The organism is Phenylobacterium sp. (genome assembly GCF_036263695.1).
In the GTDB taxonomy this organism is placed as follows: Bacteria; Pseudomonadota; Alphaproteobacteria; order Caulobacterales; family Caulobacteraceae; genus Phenylobacterium.
This window is the reverse complement of sequence record NZ_DATAGM010000180.1, coordinates 1-20,361: the sequence shown is the minus strand read 5'-3', so window position 1 is coordinate 20,361 and position 20,361 is coordinate 1. Positions and strand designations below refer to the sequence as shown.

The following is a 20,361-nucleotide window of genomic DNA, read 5'->3' as shown; positions in this document are numbered from 1 at the left end:
ACAGCTGGCTGGTGGAGCACCGCTACTCCGGCCGGCTGGTCTGCCACCTGACCGGCTATTCCATGCCCAAGCCGGAGCGCTGCCCCCACTGCAGCGCCAAGGACAGCCTGGCCTCCATCGGCCCCGGGGTGGAGCGGGTGCAGGAGGAGGCCGCCCACCTGTTCCCGGAGGCGCGGATCGCCGTCTTCTCCTCCGACACCCTGTTCGACGCCCGCGAAGCCAAGCGGATGGTGGAAGCCATGGAGCGCGGCGAGATCGACATCCTGGTGGCCACCCAGGCCGCGGCCAAGGGGCACAACTTCCCAAATCTCACCCTGGTGGGGGTGGTGGACGCCGACCTTGGACTGCGCGGCGGGGACCTTCGCGCCGGCGAGCGGACCTACCAGCTGCTGGCCCAGGCCACCGGCCGGGCCGGACGCCGCGACCGCCCCGGGCGCGCCATGCTGCAGACCTACGCGCCCGAGCACCCGGTGATGCAGGCCCTCAAGGCCCAGGACCGTGACGCCTTCATCGCCGCCGAGATGGAGGGCCGGATGTTCGCCGGCCTGCCGCCGTTCGGGCGGCTCGGCGCGATCATTGTCTCCGGCGAGGACCCGCGCAGCCTGGACGCCTTCGTCAAGGACATGGCCGCCGCCGCGCCGAACGCCGAGGGCGTCGACGTCTACGGTCCCGCCGATGCGCCGCTGAGCCTGATCCGCGGCCGCCGCCGCAAGCGCTTCCTGGTCCGGGCCGACCGCAACGTCGACCTCTCCGCCTACCTCGCCACCTGGCGCGCCCGCGTGAAGCCCACCGGCTCGCTGCGCGTGGTCATCGACGTGGACCCCTACAGCTTCCTGTAGCTCGCCCGCTCATTCCTCGAGCTTCGCCGTCGCACCCTGCGGCGGCGCGCGGACGGGGGGGCCGACGGGCCGCTCGCGCAGCGGCGCCACCGGGATCATCAGCATAAGGACGAAGCCCACCGCGAGAATCGAGACCGAGAAGATCATCCCGTGGACGATCGCGGTCGAGAAGCTCTGCCGGACGAGGCGGTCCATGGCTTGGGCGGCCGGGTCGGCGGCGCGGGCGGCGGCGAGCTCGGGGTGCATGTCGCGCTCGACCGCCATGCGCTGCAGGTCGGACATCTCCAGTTGCTGAACCTGGGCGCCGGGCGGGGTGTGGCGGGCGAGCTCGGCCGACAGGCCCGCGGTCAGCAGGGCCCCGAAGAAGGCGACGCCGAGGGTCGAGCCGATCTGGCGGACGAACTGGCCGGAGGAGGTGGCGACGCCGATCTGGTGGAACGGCACGCTGTTCTGCACCGCCAGGCCGAACAGGCTCTGCCCGGGCCCCAGGCCGATGCCGACGATCAGCAGCCGCCAGGCCAGGTCCGTCGTCGAAGTGTCCGGGCCGATGAAGCAGAGCAGCAGGATGCCGATGATCAGCACGATCCCGCCGCCGATCATGAACGGCTTGTACTGGCCGGTCTTGGTGACCAGCTGGCCGTTGATGGTGGACGAGGCGATCATCCCGCCCATCAACGCCAGCATGGTGAAGCCCGACGTCGTCGCCTTCACCCCCTGCCCCACCTGCATGAACAGCGGCAGGAAGCTGGTCACCCCCATGAAGGCCATGGAGTAGACGAAGGCGGCGCCGTTGGCGGTGGTGAAGGTCTTGTTCTTGAACAGCACCAGCGGGACGATCGGGTCGCGCACCGCCTTCTCGACGACGATGAAGGCGGCCAGGCACAGGGCGGCGAACACCAGCATGCCGATGATGGTCGGCGAGCTCCAAGGATAGTCGCGCCCGCCCCAGGTGATGGCCAAGAGGAAGGGCACGAAGGCGGCGATGATCAGCCCCGCGCCCAGAAAGTCGATCTTCTGCCCCGGCCGGCTTGGCAGGCTGGGCATGCGGAACAGGATGGTCAGCACCGCCAGCGTCGCAAACGGCACGTTGACGTAGAACACCCAGCGCCAGCCCTCGATGACGTGGCCGGCGAACGCCACCGTCCCGTGGTCGGTGAAGAAGCCGCCGATCACCGGGCCGAACACCGACGAGACGCCGAACACCGACCCGAACAGGCCCGAGAACTTGGCCCGCTCGCGGGGCGCGTAGAGGTCGGCGATGATCGCGAACGCGGTGGTGAACAGGCCCCCGCCCCCGATGCCTTGGATCGCCCGGGCCCCGATCAGCTGGGGCATCCCGCCGCCGACCAGCGGCAGGTCGCCGAACTCGCCGGCAAGCCCCGCCAGCCAGGAGCCCGCCAGGAAGATGGCGATGCAGGTGAGCAGCACCGTCTTGCGGCCGAGGATGTCGCCGAGCTTCCCCCAGATCGGCACCATCACCGTCGAGGTGAGCAGGTAAGCGGTCAGCGCCCAGGAGTAGAGGTGCAGGCCTGACAGGTCCGCGACGATCCGGGGCATCGCGGTGGAGATGACCGTCTGGCTCATCGCCGACAGCAGGAAGACGATCATCACCGATATGAGCGTCAGCCGACGCTCCTGGTCGGTGTACGCGTGCGGCTCTTCTTCCAAAGCGTCTCCCACGGCGTGAAATGCGCCGCGCGTCCCTGAACTCTCGTTATGTCGGCCTCGGCGGGTCGAGCCGCCGAGGCCCTTGAAATATCTCTAGTGTCGCGTCTCGTCCGGCGTCTCGGATTTCGACGCCGCAATCTTGCGGTTGGAGGCCCGCCGGTGGGCCATGTTCAGCCCTTCGACCATCGCCGAGAAGGCCATCGCGGCGTAGATGTAGCCCTTGGGCACATGTACCCCGAACCCATCGGCGATCAGCACCGCGCCGATCATCAACAGGAAGCCCAGGGCCAACATCACCACGGTCGGATTGTCGTGGATGAACTTGGCCAGCGGGTCGGCGGCGAGCATCATCGCCGCCACGGCCACCAGCACCGCGATGACCATGATCGGCAGATCGTCGGTCATGCCGACGGCCGTGAGGATCGAGTCGATCGAGAAGACGATGTCGAGAAGAATGATCTGGAAGATCGCCGCCCCGAAATTGTTGATCACCGTCTGCTTGGTGTTCATCACCCCTTCGGTGTCGTTGGGGTCCATCTTCTCGTGGATTTCGGTGGTGGCCTTCCACAGCAGGAACAAGCCCCCGGCGATCAGGATCAGGTCGCGCCAGGAGAAGTTCAGCTCGAACATCGGATGGCCGGTGGTCGCGTCGAGCGGGCCGGTCCACGGCAGCGAGAACACCGTCTGCGTCAGACCGACGATCCAGGCGATTGTCGAGAGCAGGACCAGGCGCATGATCAGCGCCAGCGAGATGCCGAGCCTGCGCGCCTTGCTGCGCTGATGCTCCGGAAGCTTGTTCGAAAGAATCGAGATGAAGATCAGGTTGTCGATGCCCAGCACGACTTCCATGACCACGAGGGTGACAAGGGCCGCCCAGGCCGCCGGATCGGCGGTCCAGGCAAACACGCTCTCCATTTGATTAGCTCTCCCGTTGATCTCCCCGCGTCCTAGGTAGCGAAAATCGTGAGCGTGGCTAGGGGCGCCTGGAGCTCGCAGTGGCGGCGCACGGGTTGCCGCCCCGCCCTCGAAGCTGCACCTTGAGGCCATGAAACCCCTGGTCATGGTGGGCGCCGGCCCAGGCTCGCTGCCGCGGATCATCGCCGAGGCCGCCGCCGCCCGCGGCGCGCCGCTCGCCGGTTATTTGGACGCGGAAGAAGATCCGCAGCCGCCGACCACGCCCATTCCGCGGCTCGGCGATCAGACGCTGCTCGAGGACGCTGGCTTTCTGTCGGCGCACGACCTGGTGCTGGGGGTGCAGGGGCGCGTCCGGCGGGCGCTCGCCGAGGCGATCCTCGCCCGCGGGGGCCGGCTGCCGGTAATCGTCCATCCGGCAGCGACGGTGTCGACAACGGCGCGGATCGGCGACGGGACCATCCTGTCGGCCGGCGTCATCGTCCAGTCGGACACTCGTATCGGCCGGCTGTGCGTGCTGAACACCGCCTGCACAGTCGACCACGACAATCTCGTCGGCGACGAGGTCTCCATCGCGCCGGGCGCCCACACCGCCGGCCGCGTCACCATCCAGGACGGCGCCTTCATCGGCCTGGGCGCGGTGATCATCAACAACGTGGTGGTCGGCGCCCGCGCCACCGTCGGCGCCGGCGCGGTGGTCACCCGAGACGTGCCGGAAGGCGCCACCGTCGTCGGCAATCCGGCGCGGGTGCTGCCGAAAAAGGACAGCTAGGCAGGACTCCCCCCCGCTCATCCCGGCGGAGGCCGGGACCCAGAATGGCGGGCGCAGAGGGGGCTCCACAAGGGCAGCGCTTATCCAGCCACCGCGGAGCCTTGGATCTGGGTCCCGACCTTCGCCGGGACGAGCGGTGGGGAGGATGGCGCCGCCCCCCCGTAACCCAATCCTCAGCATTCCGCTCCAAGGTCGAGCTTCGCCCGGCGCGCGAGTTGCTGCTCGCCCGCCAGGGCGTCCGAAGGGCGCCAGAACGGGACGCCGAGGCCGAAAGAATGACCGACGCCGCACATATCCGCTCGCTGACCGCGCTGAGGTTCTTCGCCGCCTTCTGGGTGGTGATGTTCCACTACTGGCCGAAGCTGGACGCGCCGGCGACGCCGATGTTGGTCCAGAAGGGCTATCTGGGCGTCGAGGCCTTCTTCGTCCTTTCCGGCTTCATCCTCTGCCACGTCTACCGCACGGACGTGGAGGAGCAGCGCTTCCAGTACGGCCGCTTCCTGTGGGCCAGGCTGGCGCGGGTCTACCCGCTGCACTTGGCGACGCTGTTCGGCCTGGGCGGCCTGGCCGCCGCCGCGGGGTTCGCAGGCTTCGCCGTCGACGCCAACATCCTGTCCTGGGAGGCGCTGCCGGCCAACCTCTTGATGGTCCACGCCTGGGGCCTGGCTCCAGTCGCCGGCTGGAACCATCCCTCCTGGTCGATCTCGGCCGAGTGGTTCGCCTATCTCACCTTCCCGCTGTTCGCTTGGGGCGCGCTGGCGCTGAAGTCGCGCCCGCTGCTGGCCGTCGGCCTGGCCGCGGGGGGCCTGGCCGCCCTCTACGCCGGCTTCGAGCAGATCGCCGGCTTTCCGCTCACCCAGGCGACCATCCACTGGGGCGCGCTGCGCATCGTGCCCTGCTTCGCCCTCGGCTGCGCCCTGCACAGCCTCTGGCGCGCGCGGCCGTTCGCGGATCGGGCGAGCGCACTGCTCGGCGCCGCCTTTTCGGGCGCCGCGGCCCTGATTGCGTCGGCTGCGGGCGGCCCCGACGCCGTGATCGTGCTCGGTCTGGGCGGGCTGATCTACTTCCTGGCCGGCGCCGCCCAGGCCGGATCCCAGCTATTCGGCCACCCTGTGCTCGTCTACCTCGGCGAGATCAGCTACTCGGTTTATATGATCTGTGTGCCATGGAAGATCGTATTCGTGAATTCAGCCACCCGCGTTCTTGAGCTTAGTGGGGAACAACTGCCCTGGCCCGTGTGGATCGTGTTCGCGTTAACGATTATTCCTCTGGCTGCGCTTTCGTATCATCTGATCGAAAAGCCCGCCCGCGCCGCGATGAAGTCATGGGGAGACGCCTTGGACGCGCGGCGACCTTCGGCCGCACGAGCGTAAACCCTCTTTTCATTTCCGGAGGATAGGGTAACCCTCTCGCCGCGAATGGGTCGGGAGTAGCGTTCCAACATGGCAAAACGGCTGCGAACCCTCATCGGTTCCGCGCTTGTCGCGGCGGTTGTAACCATGGCTCCGCTCAATGCGGCGGTGGCCGACACCTACTGGCAGTGCGTGCCTTTTGCGCGCCTGATCTCCGGAATTCAGATCTTCGGCGACGCCCACACCTGGTGGCGCCAGGCGGTCGGCAAATACGAGACCGGCTTCCAGCCGAAGGCCGGCGCCGTCCTCTGCTTCAAGCCGCAGGGCAAGATGCGCCTGGGCCACGTGGGCGTGGTCAGCCAGGTGCTGACCGACCGGGTGATCCAGCTGACCCACGCCAACTGGAGCCGCATCGGCGGCACCCGCGGCCAGATCGAGCGCGATGTCACCGTGATCGACGTCTCGCCGGCGGGCGACTGGAGCCAGGTGAAGGTCTGGTACGACCCGATCCGCGATCTCGGCACCACCAGCTATCCGACCTACGGCTTCATCTATCCGGACGCCAACGCCCAGCGGATGGCCCAGAACCCCTTCAACAAGGCCGGCGCCACTGCCATCGCCATGGTTCAGGGCGCGGCCAACCAGGTGGCCTCCACGGTGCGCCCCGGCGCGGGCCCGCTGCAGATGCTGAGCCAGGCCGCCGACTCCAGCGACCGCATCGCCGGCGTCATCCAGTCCGCCACCGGCCAGGGCCAGCAAGACCGCGATTGACGCCTCCGGAGGCCGGCTTCATGAGGAGCCGTCAAGCTCGATGAGCCGCCGGGGGGAAGCTTGAGCGTCGTCGCCGCCTACATCTATCGCGACGGCGTGCGAGACCGGCCGATCGACATCACGTCGCCTACGCCGCCTGACTGCGGTCCCAATGAGTTTGCCTGGATCGGCCTCGTCTCGCCGGGCGACGAAGAACTGCAGGCGCTCGCGCGCTGTTTCAGGCTGCACCCGCTGGCGGTCGAGGACGCGCTGAAGGCGCACCAACTGCCCAAGCTCGACGTCTACGGCGACCAGCTGTTCATCGTCGCCCGCACCGCCGAGTACCGAGACGGGGCGATCTGCTACGGCGAAACCCACATGTTCGTGGGCCGCGGCCATATCATCACCGTCCGCCACGGCTCAGCCCGCGCTCACGTCGAGCTGCGCAACGAGCTGGAGGCCGCGCCCCAACTCCTGAAGCACGGCGTCGACTACGTCGTGCACGCCCTCTTCGACTTCATCGTCGACGGCTACCTCCCGATCGTCGAAGCGATCGAGGAGGAGGTGCTGGAGATGGAGCGGCGCACCCTCGACGCCTTCCTCAGCCGCGACGACACCACCCGCCTGTTCGTCCTGCGGCGTGAGCTGATGAAGTTCGGCCGCACGCTCGGCCAGATGCACGCCTTGTGCAGCAAGCTTGAAAACCTGGACCTGCCCGGCATCGACCCGGAGACGCGGCCCTACTTCCGCGACGTGCTCGACCATGTGGAGCGGGTTCTGGCCTCAGTCGATAGCCTGCGCGACGTGATCCGCCAGGTGTTCGACGTCAGCTCCCTGCTGGAACAGCAGCGCCAGGGCGCCATCACCCGCAAGCTCGCCGCCTGGGCCGCCATCCTGGCGGTCCCCACGGCCGTCGCCGGCATCTACGGCATGAATTTCGAGCACATGCCGGAGCTGGAGTGGCGGTTCGGCTACGGCGCGGTCTGGCTGCTCATCATCGCCGTCTGCGTGACCCTCTACGTCAACTTCAAGCGACGGAAGTGGCTGTAGCGGGCGACTAGAGGTCCACCACCTCGCAGCCCAGCGCCTCCTGGATCCGCTCGGCGACAATCCGCCGATGGCAGCCCCCGGCGTCGGCTTCGTAGCACAGCAGGGCGGCGGGACGTTCGCGGGCGATCTCGGCCGCCTGGGCGAGCTGCAGCTGGGCGCCCGGCTCGGAGAGGTGGGCCTCGTAGATCTCGTGCATCTCGGCGATGCGCCCCTTGCGCGCCGCCTCCCGGCCAGGCTTGGGCGTGCCGAGGTCGCGCAGGTGGACGTAATCAATCCCTTCCGCCTTCAGGCTCGTGGCCAGCACGGTCTTCGAAAAGCCCGCCCGCCGCGAAGAGGGCACGGCGCGCACGTCGATGAGCACCGTCACGCCCGCGTCTTTCAGCCTGCCGATCACCGCGTCCTGGGTCGCCGCTTCATAGCCGATCGTCGCCAGCCGGTTCATCCCGACGCCCAGTCTCTGCTAAGGGTCCGGAAAAAGGGGAAGACGCCAGGCATGGATGGGGTCGGCATTGAAGAGCCGCGCGCGCGGCGCATCCAGCTGCCGGAGCGCGGCGGCGCCATGGCCATCCTGGAATTCGGCCCGCCGGACCGGCCCATCGACATCGTCTTCTCCCACGCCAACGGCTTCAACGCGCGCACCTATCGCACCATCCTGGCGCCGTTGGCCTCGGACCGCAGGATACTGGCTTTGGACCTGCGCGGCCACGGCCGGACAGAGCTGCCGACACCGACCGAGGGGCGCACCTCCTGGGAAGGCCTGGCCGAAGACCTGCTGGCGCTGCTCGCCGCTCTGGATGTGCGCGGCGCCGTCCTCTCCGGCCATTCCATGGGCGGGACCTCCAGCCTGCTCGCCGCCGCCCAGGCGCCGGAGCGCTTGAAGGCCCTGGTGCTGTTCGACCCTGTCCTGCTGCCCCCCGGATCCTCTGAAGCCTATCGCCAGGGACTCGCGCCGCCCTCGGCGATGGAGATCGCGGCCCGCCGCCGCCGCGCCGTGTTCGAGAGCCGCGAGGAGGCGCTGGCGGCCTACACCGGCCGCGGGGCCTTCAAAAGCTGGAGCCCGGCCCAGCTCGCCGACTACGTCGCCGACGGCTTCAGGGAGCGGCCCGATGGCCAAGTGGAGCTGTCCTGCGCGCGGGAGTGGGAGGCCTCCAACTTCGGCTCTCACGGCCACGACCCGTGGCCCGCGCTGCGCGCCCCGCCCTGCCCCGTGCGCATCCTGCGCGCCGAGCACGCCTCCACCAGCGCCAGCCTGACGCCGCATCTCACCCAGCTGGAGAAGGCCGGCCTGCGCATCGAGACCATCCCCGGCACGACCCATTTCATGCCCATGGAGCGGCCCGACGTGGTGCGGGCGGCGCTCAGCGAGGCGGCCTCAGCCGCCTAGGTGGGCCTGCAGGAGCGGCAGTCGGTCCTGACCCCAGAAGAGCTCGCCGTCCTCTGTGACGAAGGTCGGCACGCCGAAGGCCCCTGCCGCACGGGCGTCCTCGAGGTTCCGACTCTGCTGCTGCTCTGATCTCGTGGACTCCAGGACCCGAATGAGTTCGCGGGGATCGAGCCCGGCGGCCACGGCCACGGCCGCGAGCTCGGCGTCATTGCGGGGCGGCTCGCCCCTGCCGTGGACGGCTTGCAGAAGCGCCCGGCCAAACCCCTCAGCCCGACCCAGGAGGTCCGCCGCGCAGCACGCGCGGGCGAGGCGCCGCAAGTCGACGCCCGCGACGTCGAAGTCGGTAAACGGCACGCGGTAGAGCCGCGCCCACCGCTCGACGTCCTGCGTCCGGTAGCCCGGATCATACGGGCCGCGCTGTTGATCCGGCGCGAACGGGTCGCGCCCCGTGGCGGCGATCAGATCTCCGCTGAAGACCGCCTTCCAACGGAATACCGCGGCGGTCTCCTCTGACAGCCGCGAAAGTTGGGTCGAGGCCAGGTAGGAGTAGCGACTGCCTGCTCCGAAGTAGAAGTCGACGTGGAATCGCGCTGCCTGCATGGCCTAAAGGGTCAGCTCCGCATACGCCTCGCGGCGGATCGCCTCCTGCGCCTCGGGGCGAATCTTGATGACCTTGCGGGCGTCGAGGTCGAGGCTGATGACGATGGCTTCGGCCACGCCCCAGGGGCGGCCGGTCTCCGGATCGAGCAGCCAGTGGATCAGCCGACGCACGCGCTCGTCGCACTCCGAGAGGCCGGAGCGCAGCACGTAGCGGTCGCCCGCCCTCGGCCAGCCGAAGTAGAGCAGCCGGTACTCCAGGGCCGCCCCGCCGATCCTCGCGCCCTCCGGCGCGCCGTCGGCGACCAGCTTCGAAGTCGCCCCGCCGAATACCTGCGAGATGCCGTCGGACAGTTTGCTCATGAACAGCTCTGGGCGCATGCGGCCGAAGGCGTCGCAGTCGCGCACGTCGAACACCCCGCGCCCGGCCCGGCGCAGGTTCAGGGCCTCGGCCCGCTCCAGGCTGGCGGCGCTAGAGACCGGGTCCAGCCGGATGCTGCGGGGCGCGGCGTAGTCCTCGAGCTCAGTCCTCAGTTGCTCGGCGCGCTCGCGCATCCGCTGCGGCCACGGGAAGGGCCGGCCCTCCTCGGCGGTCACGTGCGCGACCACGGTGTTGAAGGTGGCGCAGGGCTCGCCGCTGGGGTGGAAGAAGGTCAGGAGGAGCCGAGCCTCGCTCTCGCCCATCTCCAGCACGCCGCCCGTCATGTAGAGGAAGCTGCCCGGATGGGCCTCACGCAGGAAGCGGATGTGGTGCTCGCGAACCATCAGGCTCGCCTGGGCGCCCGGTGCGAACACCCGCGGCATGCCCAGCTCGGCGGCGAGGCCCGCCAGCCCATCCATCGCCTTGGCCACATAGTACCGCACGTTCATGTGGCCCATGCGGTCGCATTCCCAGGTGTTGACCCCGCCGCCCCAGACCTCCACCGCCGCCACGCCGCCCCCCCGAACTCCTGCGGCGCGGACCTTAGAAAGGAGCGGGGCTGGGATCAAACCCTCTACCGCTTGCCTTCCGCCGGATCGCCGCCGGGGCCGAGGCGGCCTTCGTTGGCGGAGGCGGGGACGTCGTCGCCGTCGGTGGAGGCGTCCTCGGGCGGGGCGGTCTCGTTGCGGATCTTCGTCTCGCCGCCGGGTTGGAAGCTCGGGTTCTCGCCGGTGACCGCCTGGTCGCGGCCGGTGCGTTCGACCGCGTCGTGCTGATCGACCGAAGGGTAGCGGTCGGCGCCGGCGTTCTCCTTGCCCGCGTTCAGCCGCTGGGCGGCGTTGTCGTTGCGTCCTTCGCTCTGGATGTTCTTTTCGTCGGCCATGGCCGTCTCCTCTGAAGCCTTCGCCGATCTAGCGCGTCAGACGGCGGCCCTGTTCCGGCATCCGCGGGCGGATCGCGCACGTAGCTGTTTCGTGGCAAGCTCCGCCTCAGGGAGAACCGAATGTTCGGCCGCAAGCGAGCCCCGGTCGAGATGATCTACCGGCACACCCTGGCGACGCGCCTGACGCACTGGACCAACGCGCTCGCCATCCTGGTGCTGCTGACGAGCGGCCTGCAGATCTTCAACGCCCATCCGGCGCTCTACTGGGGCGAGGCCTCGCGGTTCGCCGACCCGTGGGTGGCCATGGTCGCGGCCGAGCAGGGCGGGCAGTTCGTCGGCCTGACGCGGATCGGCGATGCGGTGTTCGACACCACCGGCGTGCTCGGCTTCTCCGGCGAGGTGCGGGGCTTTCCCGCCTGGGCGACCCTGCCCAGCTACCGCTCGCTGGCCGACGGGCGGCGCTGGCACTTCTTCTTCGCCTGGGTGTTCGTGATCAACCTGGCCATCTATCTGGCCGCCGGCTTGATCAGCGGCCATCTGCGCCGCGACCTGCTGCCCGAGCGCGACCAGCTCGGCCCGCGGCACATCCTGCACGAAATCGCCAACCACGCGCGCCTGCGCTTCCCGAGGGGGCACGAGGCCCGCCGCTACAACCTCATCCAGAAGGTCACCTATCTGGTGGTGATCTTCGTCGTGCTGCCGCTGATGCTGCTGACCGGCCTGTCCATGTCGCCGGCCTTCGGGGCGGTGGGCTACGGCCTCATCGAACTGCTGGGCGGGCGGCAGTCGGCGCGGACGCTGCACTTCATCTCGGCCTCGCTGATCGCGCTGTTCGTTCTGGTGCACGTGGCCATGGTCGTCGCGGCGGGCGCGTGGAACAACATTCGGGCCATGGTCACCGGCCGCTTCGCCATCGAACGGAAGGCGGCATGAGCAGCATCCACCGCAGAGGTTGGCTGACGGGCGCGGCCGCCTCCGCCGCGGGCTTTATGCTGACCGCCTGCGACCGGCTCACCCAGAGCGCCGGTGTCCAGGCGGCCCTGGCGAGCGCCGAAGGGCTGACGCAGCGCACCCAGCGGGCGCTCATCCCCCGCGCCGCCCTCGCGCCGGAGTTCGGGCCTGAGGACATCTCCCCCGACTTCCGCGCCAACGGCACCCGCAATCCGCAGGATCCCGCCTACGTCGCGCTGCGCGATTCAGGCTTCGCCGGCTACCGCCTGGTGGTGGACGGGCTGGTGGACCGCCCGCTGGGGCTGTCGTTGGCCGAGTTGCGCGCCCTGCCGGCCCGCAGCCAGATCACCCGCCACGACTGCGTCGAGGGCTGGTCCAGCATCGGCAAATGGACAGGGGCCAGACTGTCTGCGGTGCTGCAGTCGGCCGGGCTGAAGGCGGAGGCGCGCTTCATTGTCTTCCACTGCGCCGACAAGCTGGAGCCGACCGCCGACGAGAGCGGCCGCTACTACGAGAGCATCGACCTGGACGACGCCTTCCACGAGCAGACCATCCTGGCCTACGACATGAACGATGCGCCGCTGCCTGTGCCGCACGGGGCGCCGGTGCGGCTGCGGGTCGAGCGCCAGCTCGGCTACAAGCACGCCAAATACGTGATGCGTATCGAGGCCGTGGACAGCCTCTCAGGCCTGGGCCGCGGCAAGGGCGGGTTCTGGGAGGACCGCGGCTACGAGTGGTACGCGGGGATCTAGACGCCCATCGCGGCGCCGGACCTCGTGGGCGCGCGCAGCCTATCCTGGTGAAAACGGCTGACCATCTGCTCGCCGTCCCATAGTTCGGCGTGCAGGTAGTGCGGGCGCTGGTGCAGCAGGTCCAGCGCAAGCCCCCGCGCCGCGGCCAGCGGGACCTCGGGCAGCACTTCCATGTGGGGCACCTGGCCCTCGCGTTCGTAGAGATAGCAGATGTACATGGCGCTCTTCCTTGAGGGGCGGGAGCGCGCGACTTCGAGCGAGCCGCTTCGGTCTCTCGTCGCCGAACCCTGATCGGATAGATGCCGGCGATGACGGCACCTTACACCAAAGCCGCCCGCAAAGCGAATGCGGGCGGCCCACTGGTCAGGTGACAGGCTGCCGACGACAGCCCGTCACCCCTAGATCAGGCCTTCTGGAACAGGTCCGCCCAGCGGCGCTTCTTGCGGGTCTGCCAGGAACCGCGGTGCCAGGCGTCGGATGCGATCAGCGGGACCACCGTGGTGGCCTCGGCGAACACCATCTGCTCCCAGGTCACGTCCACCTTGCCCCAGGAGCAAGCCTCCTTGAGCGTCGAGGACGAGCAGGCGCCGTCACGCACGTCCGCCACCGTGATCTGGATGGCGTATTTGTGCATGTCCGCCTCGTGGCCGAGAATTTCGGCGCAGACCACCGTGTCCTGCGCGAAGTTCTTCGGCACCCCGCCGCCGACCATGAACAGACCCGTCGTGCCCGCCGCCAGCTTAATGTCGGTCAGCTCGCGGAAGTCGGCGATGGAGTCGATGGTGAGGTAGGGCTTGCCGGCCTTCATCCGCTCCACCTGGTGCTTCACGAGGCCGAAGCCCGCGGAACTGTCGGTGAACGCGGGGCAGAAGATCGGGACCCCTTCCTCGTAGGCGGTCTGGATCAGGCTGGCCGGCTTCTTGGCGTTCCCCGCCGCCAGCCACTTGCCCATCTCGTAGATGAACTCACGGCTGGAATAGGGGCGCGGCTCGAGCGCGTTGGCGATCTCGTAGATCGTCGCGTCGCACGCCTGCAGCTCTTCCTCGTCGATGTAGGTGTCGTAGATCCGGTCGATGTAGAGGGCCCGAAGGTCCCGGTCGTCGACGCCAGTCTGCGCCTGGTAGTGCTTGAAGCCGAGGGCCTCGAAGAAGTCCATGTCGATGATCGAGGCGCCGGTGGCGACGATCGCATCGATCATCCCGTACTTCACCATGTCACGGTAGATGTGCATGCAGCCGGCCGCGCTGGTCGACCCGGCCAGGGTCAGCCAGTTGGAGCAGTCTGCATCCTCCAGGGCCATGGAGAAGATATCGGCCGCACGGGCCGTGTCGCGGCTCGTGAAGCTCATCTGCCGCATGGAATCGATGATCGGGCGGGCGTCGTACTGGTCGATGGCCACGTGCTCGACGGTGCGCGAGAGCAGTTCGGCCTTCTTGTTGGTCTGAACGTTAGCGTTCATCTTCGGAAGTTCCCTTCTGAGGGTGAGCGCCCGTCCAAGGTAAAGGGCGCGGCCGGGACGGAGCGACCGACCGCGCCTTCAACAGTTCAGCCGGGAGGTTATTTCCTCCGGCGCTTCTTCGACCGCGCACGCGACAGGCGTACGACGTTCTGGGGTTCGGCCTTCGGCACCGGGATGGACCGGCGCGCGAGCCCGTACATGGAGGCCATCGGCGCGTCTTCAACTGCGACCGTTTCGGCGTCGCCGAAGCCGTTGAAGCGCGTGTTCATGGCCACGCCGTAGGCGCCCAGCATGCCGATCTCGACATAGTCGCCTTCGCGCACGTCTTCCGGGAGCCAGAACGGACCCGGCATGTGGTCGAGGCTATCGCAGGTCGGCCCGTAGAAGCGGAAGGGCTTCAGCGGCCCTTCGACCTCGGCGGCCTCGCCGTCCTCGCCGCGGATAAGCTTCACCGGAAAGGGCCACTTGGTGTGCGCCGCGTCGAACAGGCTGCCGTAGCTGCCGTCGTTCAGATAGAGCGCATCGCCCTTCTTGAGCTCGACTTTGGTCAGGATCGAGGAGGCCTCGGCCACCAGCGCCCGCCCCGGCTCGCACCACAGCTCGGTCGTCTCGTGCACCATCATCTCGGCGAAGCCGCGGTCGATCGAGTCGAGATAGTCGGCGAGCACCGGCGGGACCATGCCCGGGTAGACCGACGGGAAGCCGCCGCCCACGTCGACCACGTCGGCGAGCACGCCGGCGCGGACCAGGGCGCGCGAGGCCTGGGCCATGGCCGCCTGGAAGGCGGTCGGCCGCATGCACTGGCTGCCCACATGGAAGGAGACGCCCATCAGCTCCTGCGTCGCGCGGCGCGCGGCCAGCAGCAGGGCCGGCGCCTCATGCGCGTCGACGCCGAACTTTCCCGACAGCGAGTAGGCCGCGCCCTCCGCCTGAACGCCCAGCCGTACGATCAGGTTAAGGTCCTTGGCGCCATTCGTCGCCTCGACGAGCTTGGCCAGCTCTTCATGGGTGTCGAGGGCGAAGGTCTTCACGCCATGGTCGAAATAGGCCTGCGCGATCGCCCTGCGGCTCTTCACCGGATGCATGAAGGCCATCCGCGCGCCAGGGGCGTAGCGGGAGACCAGCTCGATCTCGGGGACCGAAGCCACATCGAAGGATGTCACCCCGTTCGCCGCGAGGGTCTCGATGACCCACGGCGAAGGGTTCGCCTTTACGGCGTAGAAGACATCGCCCTTGAAATTCGCCTGGAACCAGCGCGCCGCTACGGCCACCGCGTCCGGCCGCGCGAAGGCGACAGGACGTTCCGGGGACCGCTCACGGACCAGGTCCAGGGGCGTATGGTACCTTTGCACCTCACGCAACCCCCAACGGATTGTTGAACCCAGACCGGCGTTAGCAGCGCTTGTTAGGACATCGGGTCCGCCGGAGCCGTGCGAAATAGGGACTACGACTCGGGATGTAAAGTCTTTTTGGAGTGCGGCGCATGCACGCGCGCCGCGTCTCTGGACCCCAGGGCGGCGGACGTGTCATGAAACCATCGCAGGCGGAGGCGATCAACGCGCCACGCGCTTGCGCGTGCTCACGTTTTTGGGGGAAGCCTCGCATTCATGTCCGACGCGGCGGTGCTTTCGGTACGCAACGTGTCGAAGAGCTTCGGTTCCCGCCGCGCCCTCGACCGGGTGTCGGTGGATGTGGCCAAGGGCGAGATGATCGCCCTGATCGGTCCGTCCGGTTCGGGCAAGTCGACGCTGCTTCGCTCGATCAGCGGCCTGCAGACCATCGATCCCGGCCAGGGCCGGATCGACGCCTTCGGCGGCCCGGTGCAGGCTGACGGCAAGCTGTCCGACACGGTGCGCGAGGCGCGCAAGCGGATCGGCTTCATCTTCCAGCAGTTCAATCTGGTCGGCCGGCTGCCGCTGTTCACCAACGTGGCGCTGGGCTCGCTGGGCCGCATCTCGCGGGTGCGCGGCACGCTGGGCCTGTGGCCCAAGGAGACCAAGCAGGCGGTCATGCAGGCTCTGGCCCGCGTGGGCATCGCCGAATACGCCGGCCAGCGGGCCGGCACCCTGTCGGGCGGCCAGCAGCAGCGGGCCGCCATCGCGAGGGCCCTGGTGCAGCGGGCCAAGATCATCCTCGCCGACGAGCCGGTCGCCTCGCTGGACCCGGTCTCGGCCCGCCGCGTCATGGACGCGCTGCGCGAGCTCAACGACGAGGACGGGCTGACCGTCGTCGTCACCCTGCACCAGGTCGACTACGCGCTGCGCTATTGCCGGCGGGTGATCGCCCTGAAAGCGGGCAACATCGTCTATGACGGCCCGCCCGAGGGGCTGGACCGTCCGCGACTCATCGACATCTACGGCCCAGAGTTCGAGGACGTCTTCTGGGAAGGAGCGCCCAAATGATCAGCCGACGCCTGATGCTGGGCGCCAGCTTCGCCGCCCTGGCGCTCGCCGCCTGCGAGGGCGGCGAGAAGACCAAGGCCGCCGAAGGCCCGCCGAAGGTCATCAACTTCTCGATCCTGGCCACCGAGAACTCCTCGAGCCTGGAGACCTTCTGGAAGCCGATCCTCGCCGACATGGAGAAATCCGTCGGGATCCCGGTGAAGCCGTTCTACGCCACCAACTACACGGCCCTGATCGAGGCCCTGCGGTTCAAGCAGATCGACGCCGGCTGGTTCTCCAACCAGTCGGGTCTGGAGGCCGTGCGGCGCTCGGGCGGCGAGGTCTTCGCCCGCACCTTTGATCCCACCGGCGAGGACGGCTACAAGTCGGTGCTCATCGTGCCAGCCAACAGTAAGACAACGTTGGCCGACGTGATGAGGTGCGACAAGAGCCTGAACTTCGGCATCGGCGACGCCAAATCGACGTCGGGCACCCTGGCGCCGATGACCTATCTGTTCGCGCCGAACGGCGTCGATCCGCAGACCTGCTTCAGGACGGTGAAGGCGGCCAACCATCAGGCCAACCTGTTCGCCGTCGCCCGCGGGATGCTGGACGTGGCGACCAACAACTCCACCGCCATCCGCCTGCAGCGCGAGCGCGGCTCGCCGGTGCCCGACCAGGTCCGGGTGATCTGGGAGTCGCCGAAGCTGCCCGAGGACCCGATCGTCTGGCGCCAGGACCTGGACCCCGCGGTGAAGGAGAAGATCCGCCAGTTCTTCCTCACCTACGGCAAGGGCGAAGGGCCCGAGGCCGAGCGGCAGCGCAAGCTGCTGTCGCAGCTCTCCATCGGCGGCTTCCTGCCGGCCGACAACACCCACCTGATGCCGGTCCGCGAGATGGAGGCCACCGAGGCCCTGCTGACGGCGAAGAACAGCGGCGACCAGGCCCGCATCGCCGAGGCCCAGAATGCGCTGGACGCCATCCGCGCCGAGCGCGCCGCGCTCGAGGCCAAGACCGGCCAGCCCATCGTCGGCCAATAACCCAGTGACGGACGCAACCACTCAAGCCGCCGCCCTGCAGCCGCCCGTGCGCCCGCTGGGCCAGCGGGTGTTCGACATCCTGCTCTGGGGCGGCCTGGCCGTCCTGCTGCTGATCAGCTTCGGACCGGCCGACATCGCCAAGCTGCCGCAGCTGTTCCAGAACACCGAGAACATGCGCCAGTACGGGCGCGAGTTCGCCCGGCCGGACTGGACCGACCTGCCGCTCTACATCCGCCAGATGTGGCTGACCGTGCAGATGGCCCTGTGGGGCACCTTCCTCGCGGTGATCCTGGCGATCCCGCTCGGCCTGCTGGGCGCTCGCAACATCTCGCCGCCGGCCGTGCAGGTGGTGGTTCGACGAATGATGGATGTGCTGCGCTCGGTGCCGGACCTGGTGATCGGCACTTTCTTCGTGGCGGCCGTCGGCCTGGGGCCGTTTGCCGGCGTCATGGCCCTGGCGCTCAACACCGGCGGAGTGCTGGGCAAGCTGTTCTCGGAAGCGGTCGAGGCGATCGACCGCGGCCCGGTCGAGGGCGTGCGGGCGACCGGCGCCACCAAGCTCCAGGAGATCATCTGGGGCGTCATTCCGCAGGTCGCGCCCCTGTGGACCTCCTATGGGCTCTACCGGTTCGAATCCAACAGCCGCGCGGCCACCGTGCTCGGCCTGATCGGCGCGGGCGGCATCGGCCAGGTGCTGTTCGATAGCCTGAACAGCTTCGCCTACAGCAAGGTCGCGGCCATCGCCCTGGTGATCGTCGTTGCGGTAACGCTGATCGACATGTTGTCGCAAACCATTCGATCACGGCTGATCTAAGCTGCGCTTTTGTCGCACTTCTGACGCAAAACCTTCAATCTACAGAAGCCGAACCTTCACACTTCGAGGTTAACCACCTGCCGCGGACGCGCTTTCGGCGTCCTCGGAGGGATATTCCATGCGATCCAGGTTTTGCGCGGCCGCTCTTGCGGGGTTCGCCGTTTCGGGAGCTGCGGCCGGCCAGGCGCTGGCGCAGGACACCCCAACGATCGAATTCGGCATGCGCGCCTTCGTCGACTACGTCGAGATCGACGCCGAACGCGAGGTCGGCGACGAATTCAACGACGACGACATCCGCCTGCGCCTGGGCCGGCTCTGGGCCGAGGGCGACCTGACCGACCGGCTCTCCTACAAGGCCGAGATCGACTTCGGGCTGGAGGAGATCGTCTGGCAGGACGTCTACCTGTCCTACGCCCTCAACGACACCAGCAAGCTGACGTTCGGCAACATCAAGACCCTTTCGCTGGAGAACCTCACCTCGGACGCGGTCACCACCTTCATGGAACGCGGCCCCTACAACGACGTGCTGGGTCTGGGCCGCCTCGTCGCGCTGGAGGCCAAGACCGGCGGCGACAACTGGACCGCCGCGGCCGCCGTCACCGGCGAGAGCCTGAACGACGTCGACACCCATCCCCAGGAGGTTGCGGTCAGCCTGCGTGGCACCTTCGCGCCGATCAACGAGGACCGACAGAAGGCCCACCTGGGCGCCTGGGTGCGCCAGCGAGACCGCGATGCGCCCAGCCGGATCAACTACCGCCTGCGGCCCAACACCAACTTCGGCCCGCGCTTCGTCAGCACCTCCTCGTTCGGCGAGGCCGACACCACCTTGGCCGTCGAAGGCGCTTATGTGAGCGGCCCCTTCTCGGTGCAGGGCGAGTGGGCGCACGTGGATGTCGACGGGACCACCCGCGACGCCCAGCTTTCCACCTGGTACGCCTACGGCAGCTGGTTCCTCACCGACCACATGCGCGCCTACAGCGCCAAGAACGGCCGGTTCGAGCGGGTGAAGGTGAACAACCCAGTCGACAAGGGCGGCCTCGGCGCGATCGAGTTGGCCCTGCGCTACGATGCGGCGGATCTCGACGATGCGCCCGGCGGCGGCGAGTACTCGGCCTGGACGCTCGGCGCCAACTGGCACCTGACCTCCAACACCCGGGTGATGCTGAACTACACCGACTCCGAGAATGACAACGTCGCCCCCGGCGGCGACGTCGACGCCAAGGTCGCCCAGTTCCGCTTCCAGTTCGAGTTCTAGAGATCCTTCCTCTCCCGCCAGCGGGAGAGGAAAGGCGATTACGCCGGCGTCAGCTGCGAGGCAAAGTAGAGGCTCCGACCCACCAGCGCGCCACTGCGGTCGTGGATGCGGACCTCGGCCTCGCCGACGATCTCGGCCCACTGGGCGCCCAGCTGGTGGGCTTTCCGCTCGGCCTCGCCGCCGCGCAGGAAGACATGCGGCGTCAACCCGGCGCCGCCTTCGACGGCCCACCCGCCGGGGACGGCTTTCACGCTGATCACGGTCATGCTTCGACTCGAACTCGCCTGATGCGCGAGGCGTGTAGAATCTTTTCACGACAGTTGTGTGCCGGCGGGGCGAGATTCCACGTCACCGCGCTGTCATCGAAGCGGGCTAGCGCAGGCGCGAAGTGAACCGCCTGGGGGCAGCCATGACCGGCGCCGAACTCTCCTGCCGCACCGTCTTCATCTCCGACATCCACCTGGGCACCAAGGGGTGCCAGGCCGAGCGGCTGCTGGACTTCATCCGCGGGCTGGAGTGCGAGCGCCTCTACCTGGTGGGCGACATCATCGACGGCTGGAAGCTGCGCAGCGGCTGGTGTTGGCCGCAGGCGCACAACGACGTGGTGCAGAAGATCCTGCGCCTGGCGCGCAAGGGCGTCGAGGTGATCTACGTCCCCGGCAACCACGACGATCGGGTGCGCGACTTCTGCGGCGTCCACTTCGGCGGGGTGGTGGTGGCGCGCGACGCCATCCACGAGGCCGCCGATGGCCGGCGCTACCTGGTCACCCATGGCGACGAGTTCGACGGGATCGTCCAGCACGCCAAGTGGCTCGCCTTCCTCGGCGACTATGGCTACCGCGCGCTGCTGTCGGCCAACACCGTGTTCAACCGCGTGCGGAGGCGGCTGGGGCTGCGGGACTGGAGCCTGTCGGCCTACGTGAAGACGCGGGTGAAGAACGCGCTGCAGTTCATCGAGAACTTCGAGGCGGCGGTGGCCGACGAGGCCCGCCGGCGCGGCGTCGACGGGGTCATCTGCGGCCACATCCACAAGGCCGAGATCCGCACCATCGACGGGATCGTCTACATGAACGACGGCGAC

23 protein-coding genes are annotated in these 20,361 nt (G+C 68.4%); 13 read left to right on the top strand and 10 right to left on the bottom strand.

Going from position 1 to position 20,361, the window contains the following annotated elements; genetic code table 11:
- A partial coding sequence (gene priA, locus VHK87_RS07420; protein WP_329634264.1) for a replication restart helicase PriA occupies window positions 1–839 on the top strand: 839 nt, incomplete at its 5' end.
- A gap of 9 nt (window positions 840–848) precedes the next feature.
- Here priA and VHK87_RS07415 read toward each other — a convergent pair.
- Complete coding sequence (locus VHK87_RS07415) at window positions 849–2,507, bottom strand: MDR family MFS transporter (RefSeq protein WP_329634263.1); 1,659 nt, start codon at window positions 2,505–2,507, stop codon at window positions 849–851.
- 93 nt (window positions 2,508–2,600) lie between these two features.
- The gene (locus VHK87_RS07410; protein ID WP_329634262.1) at window positions 2,601–3,422 is read right to left on the bottom strand and encodes a TerC family protein; all 822 of its coding nucleotides are present in this window, start codon (window positions 3,420–3,422) and stop codon (window positions 2,601–2,603) included.
- Window positions 3,423–3,552: 130 nt separating this feature from the next.
- Here VHK87_RS07410 and VHK87_RS07405 point away from each other — a divergent pair, with 130 nt between their 5' ends.
- The 4 genes from VHK87_RS07405 (at window position 3,553) to VHK87_RS07390 (ending at window position 7,343) form a co-directional block, all read left to right on the top strand.
- Window positions 3,553–4,191 (top strand): acetyltransferase, encoded by a 639-nt coding sequence (locus tag VHK87_RS07405; RefSeq protein ID WP_329634261.1) that lies wholly within the window; start codon window positions 3,553–3,555, stop codon window positions 4,189–4,191.
- Window positions 4,192–4,466: 275 nt separating this feature from the next.
- Complete coding sequence (locus tag VHK87_RS07400; protein WP_329634260.1) at window positions 4,467–5,564, top strand: acyltransferase; 1,098 nt, start codon at window positions 4,467–4,469, stop codon at window positions 5,562–5,564.
- A 69-nt stretch (window positions 5,565–5,633) separates the two neighbouring features.
- Window positions 5,634–6,314, top strand: coding sequence for a CHAP domain-containing protein (locus VHK87_RS07395; protein ID WP_329634259.1), 681 nt, complete (start codon window positions 5,634–5,636; stop codon window positions 6,312–6,314).
- A 60-nt stretch (window positions 6,315–6,374) separates the two neighbouring features.
- Window positions 6,375–7,343 (top strand): magnesium and cobalt transport protein CorA, encoded by a 969-nt coding sequence (locus VHK87_RS07390; RefSeq protein WP_329634258.1) that lies wholly within the window; start codon window positions 6,375–6,377, stop codon window positions 7,341–7,343.
- Window positions 7,344–7,350: 7 nt separating this feature from the next.
- Here VHK87_RS07390 and VHK87_RS07385 read toward each other — a convergent pair whose 3' ends face one another.
- Entirely contained in the window at window positions 7,351–7,785 is a 435-nt protein-coding gene (locus VHK87_RS07385; protein ID WP_329634257.1) for a DUF488 domain-containing protein, read from the bottom strand.
- Between the two features lie 51 nt (window positions 7,786–7,836).
- Here VHK87_RS07385 and VHK87_RS07380 point away from each other — a divergent pair, with 51 nt between their 5' ends.
- Window positions 7,837–8,727 carry an alpha/beta hydrolase gene (locus tag VHK87_RS07380; protein WP_329634256.1) on the top strand — a complete coding sequence of 297 codons (891 nt, stop codon included), beginning with the start codon at window positions 7,837–7,839 and terminating at the stop codon, window positions 8,725–8,727.
- Here the strand turns inward: VHK87_RS07380 and VHK87_RS07375 are convergent.
- The 3 genes from VHK87_RS07375 to VHK87_RS07365 all read right to left on the bottom strand — a co-directional run bounded on the left by VHK87_RS07375 (window position 8,716) and on the right by VHK87_RS07365 (window position 10,628).
- Window positions 8,716–9,327 carry a 2-hydroxychromene-2-carboxylate isomerase gene (locus VHK87_RS07375; protein ID WP_329634255.1) on the bottom strand — a complete coding sequence of 204 codons (612 nt, stop codon included), beginning with the start codon at window positions 9,325–9,327 and terminating at the stop codon, window positions 8,716–8,718. The genes VHK87_RS07380 and VHK87_RS07375 overlap by 12 nt on opposite strands.
- Window positions 9,328–9,330: 3 nt before the next feature.
- Complete coding sequence (locus tag VHK87_RS07370) at window positions 9,331–10,257, bottom strand: thioesterase family protein (protein WP_329634254.1); 927 nt, start codon at window positions 10,255–10,257, stop codon at window positions 9,331–9,333.
- Between the two features lie 62 nt (window positions 10,258–10,319).
- Entirely contained in the window at window positions 10,320–10,628 is a 309-nt protein-coding gene (locus tag VHK87_RS07365) for a hypothetical protein (RefSeq protein WP_329634253.1), read from the bottom strand.
- A gap of 120 nt (window positions 10,629–10,748) precedes the next feature.
- Between VHK87_RS07365 and VHK87_RS07360 the strand changes: the two genes are divergently transcribed.
- Window positions 10,749–11,561 (top strand): cytochrome b/b6 domain-containing protein, encoded by an 813-nt coding sequence (locus tag VHK87_RS07360; RefSeq protein WP_329634252.1) that lies wholly within the window; start codon window positions 10,749–10,751, stop codon window positions 11,559–11,561.
- Complete coding sequence (locus VHK87_RS07355) at window positions 11,558–12,331, top strand: molybdopterin-binding protein (protein ID WP_329634251.1); 774 nt, start codon at window positions 11,558–11,560, stop codon at window positions 12,329–12,331. Before VHK87_RS07360 ends, VHK87_RS07355 begins: the two co-directional genes overlap by 4 nt.
- Here VHK87_RS07355 and VHK87_RS07350 read toward each other — a convergent pair.
- From VHK87_RS07350 to VHK87_RS07340, 3 genes are all read right to left on the bottom strand, one after another.
- Entirely contained in the window at window positions 12,328–12,549 is a 222-nt protein-coding gene (locus VHK87_RS07350; protein ID WP_329634250.1) for a hypothetical protein, read from the bottom strand. The two genes, VHK87_RS07355 and VHK87_RS07350, sit on opposite strands and share 4 nt — an antisense overlap.
- Before the next feature lie 185 nt (window positions 12,550–12,734).
- Window positions 12,735–13,790, bottom strand: coding sequence for a 1,9-bis(guanidino)-5-aza-nonane synthase (locus VHK87_RS07345; protein WP_329634249.1), 1,056 nt, complete (start codon window positions 13,788–13,790; stop codon window positions 12,735–12,737).
- A 98-nt stretch (window positions 13,791–13,888) separates the two neighbouring features.
- Window positions 13,889–15,142, bottom strand: coding sequence for a type III PLP-dependent enzyme (locus tag VHK87_RS07340; RefSeq protein WP_329634248.1), 1,254 nt, complete (start codon window positions 15,140–15,142; stop codon window positions 13,889–13,891).
- A 255-nt stretch (window positions 15,143–15,397) separates the two neighbouring features.
- Here VHK87_RS07340 and phnC point away from each other — a divergent pair, with 255 nt between their 5' ends.
- The 4 genes from phnC to VHK87_RS07320 all read left to right on the top strand — a co-directional run bounded on the left by phnC (window position 15,398) and on the right by VHK87_RS07320 (window position 19,280).
- Window positions 15,398–16,192 carry a phosphonate ABC transporter ATP-binding protein gene (gene phnC / locus VHK87_RS07335; protein WP_329634247.1) on the top strand — a complete coding sequence of 265 codons (795 nt, stop codon included), beginning with the start codon at window positions 15,398–15,400 and terminating at the stop codon, window positions 16,190–16,192.
- A complete protein-coding gene (gene phnD, locus VHK87_RS07330; protein WP_329634246.1) occupies window positions 16,189–17,211 on the top strand; it encodes a phosphate/phosphite/phosphonate ABC transporter substrate-binding protein in 1,023 nt (340 codons plus the stop codon). The genes phnC and phnD overlap by 4 nt, the downstream gene beginning before the upstream one ends.
- A 4-nt stretch (window positions 17,212–17,215) precedes the next feature.
- Window positions 17,216–18,025: a phosphonate ABC transporter, permease protein PhnE gene (gene phnE, locus VHK87_RS07325; protein WP_414694124.1), complete on the top strand. Its 810-nt coding sequence runs from the start codon at window positions 17,216–17,218 to the stop codon at window positions 18,023–18,025.
- A gap of 118 nt (window positions 18,026–18,143) precedes the next feature.
- Window positions 18,144–19,280 (top strand): OprO/OprP family phosphate-selective porin, encoded by a 1,137-nt coding sequence (locus VHK87_RS07320; RefSeq protein ID WP_329634245.1) that lies wholly within the window; start codon window positions 18,144–18,146, stop codon window positions 19,278–19,280.
- Between the two features lie 38 nt (window positions 19,281–19,318).
- On the opposite strand, the gene VHK87_RS07315 is transcribed toward VHK87_RS07320, so the two are convergent.
- Window positions 19,319–19,546, bottom strand: a complete 228-nt coding sequence (locus tag VHK87_RS07315) for a hypothetical protein (protein ID WP_329634244.1) — start codon at window positions 19,544–19,546, stop codon at window positions 19,319–19,321.
- A 143-nt stretch (window positions 19,547–19,689) separates the two neighbouring features.
- Between VHK87_RS07315 and VHK87_RS07310 the strand changes: the two genes are divergently transcribed.
- Window positions 19,690–20,361: UDP-2,3-diacylglucosamine diphosphatase (locus VHK87_RS07310; RefSeq protein WP_329634243.1), on the top strand; the 672-nt coding region annotated here is incomplete at its 3' end.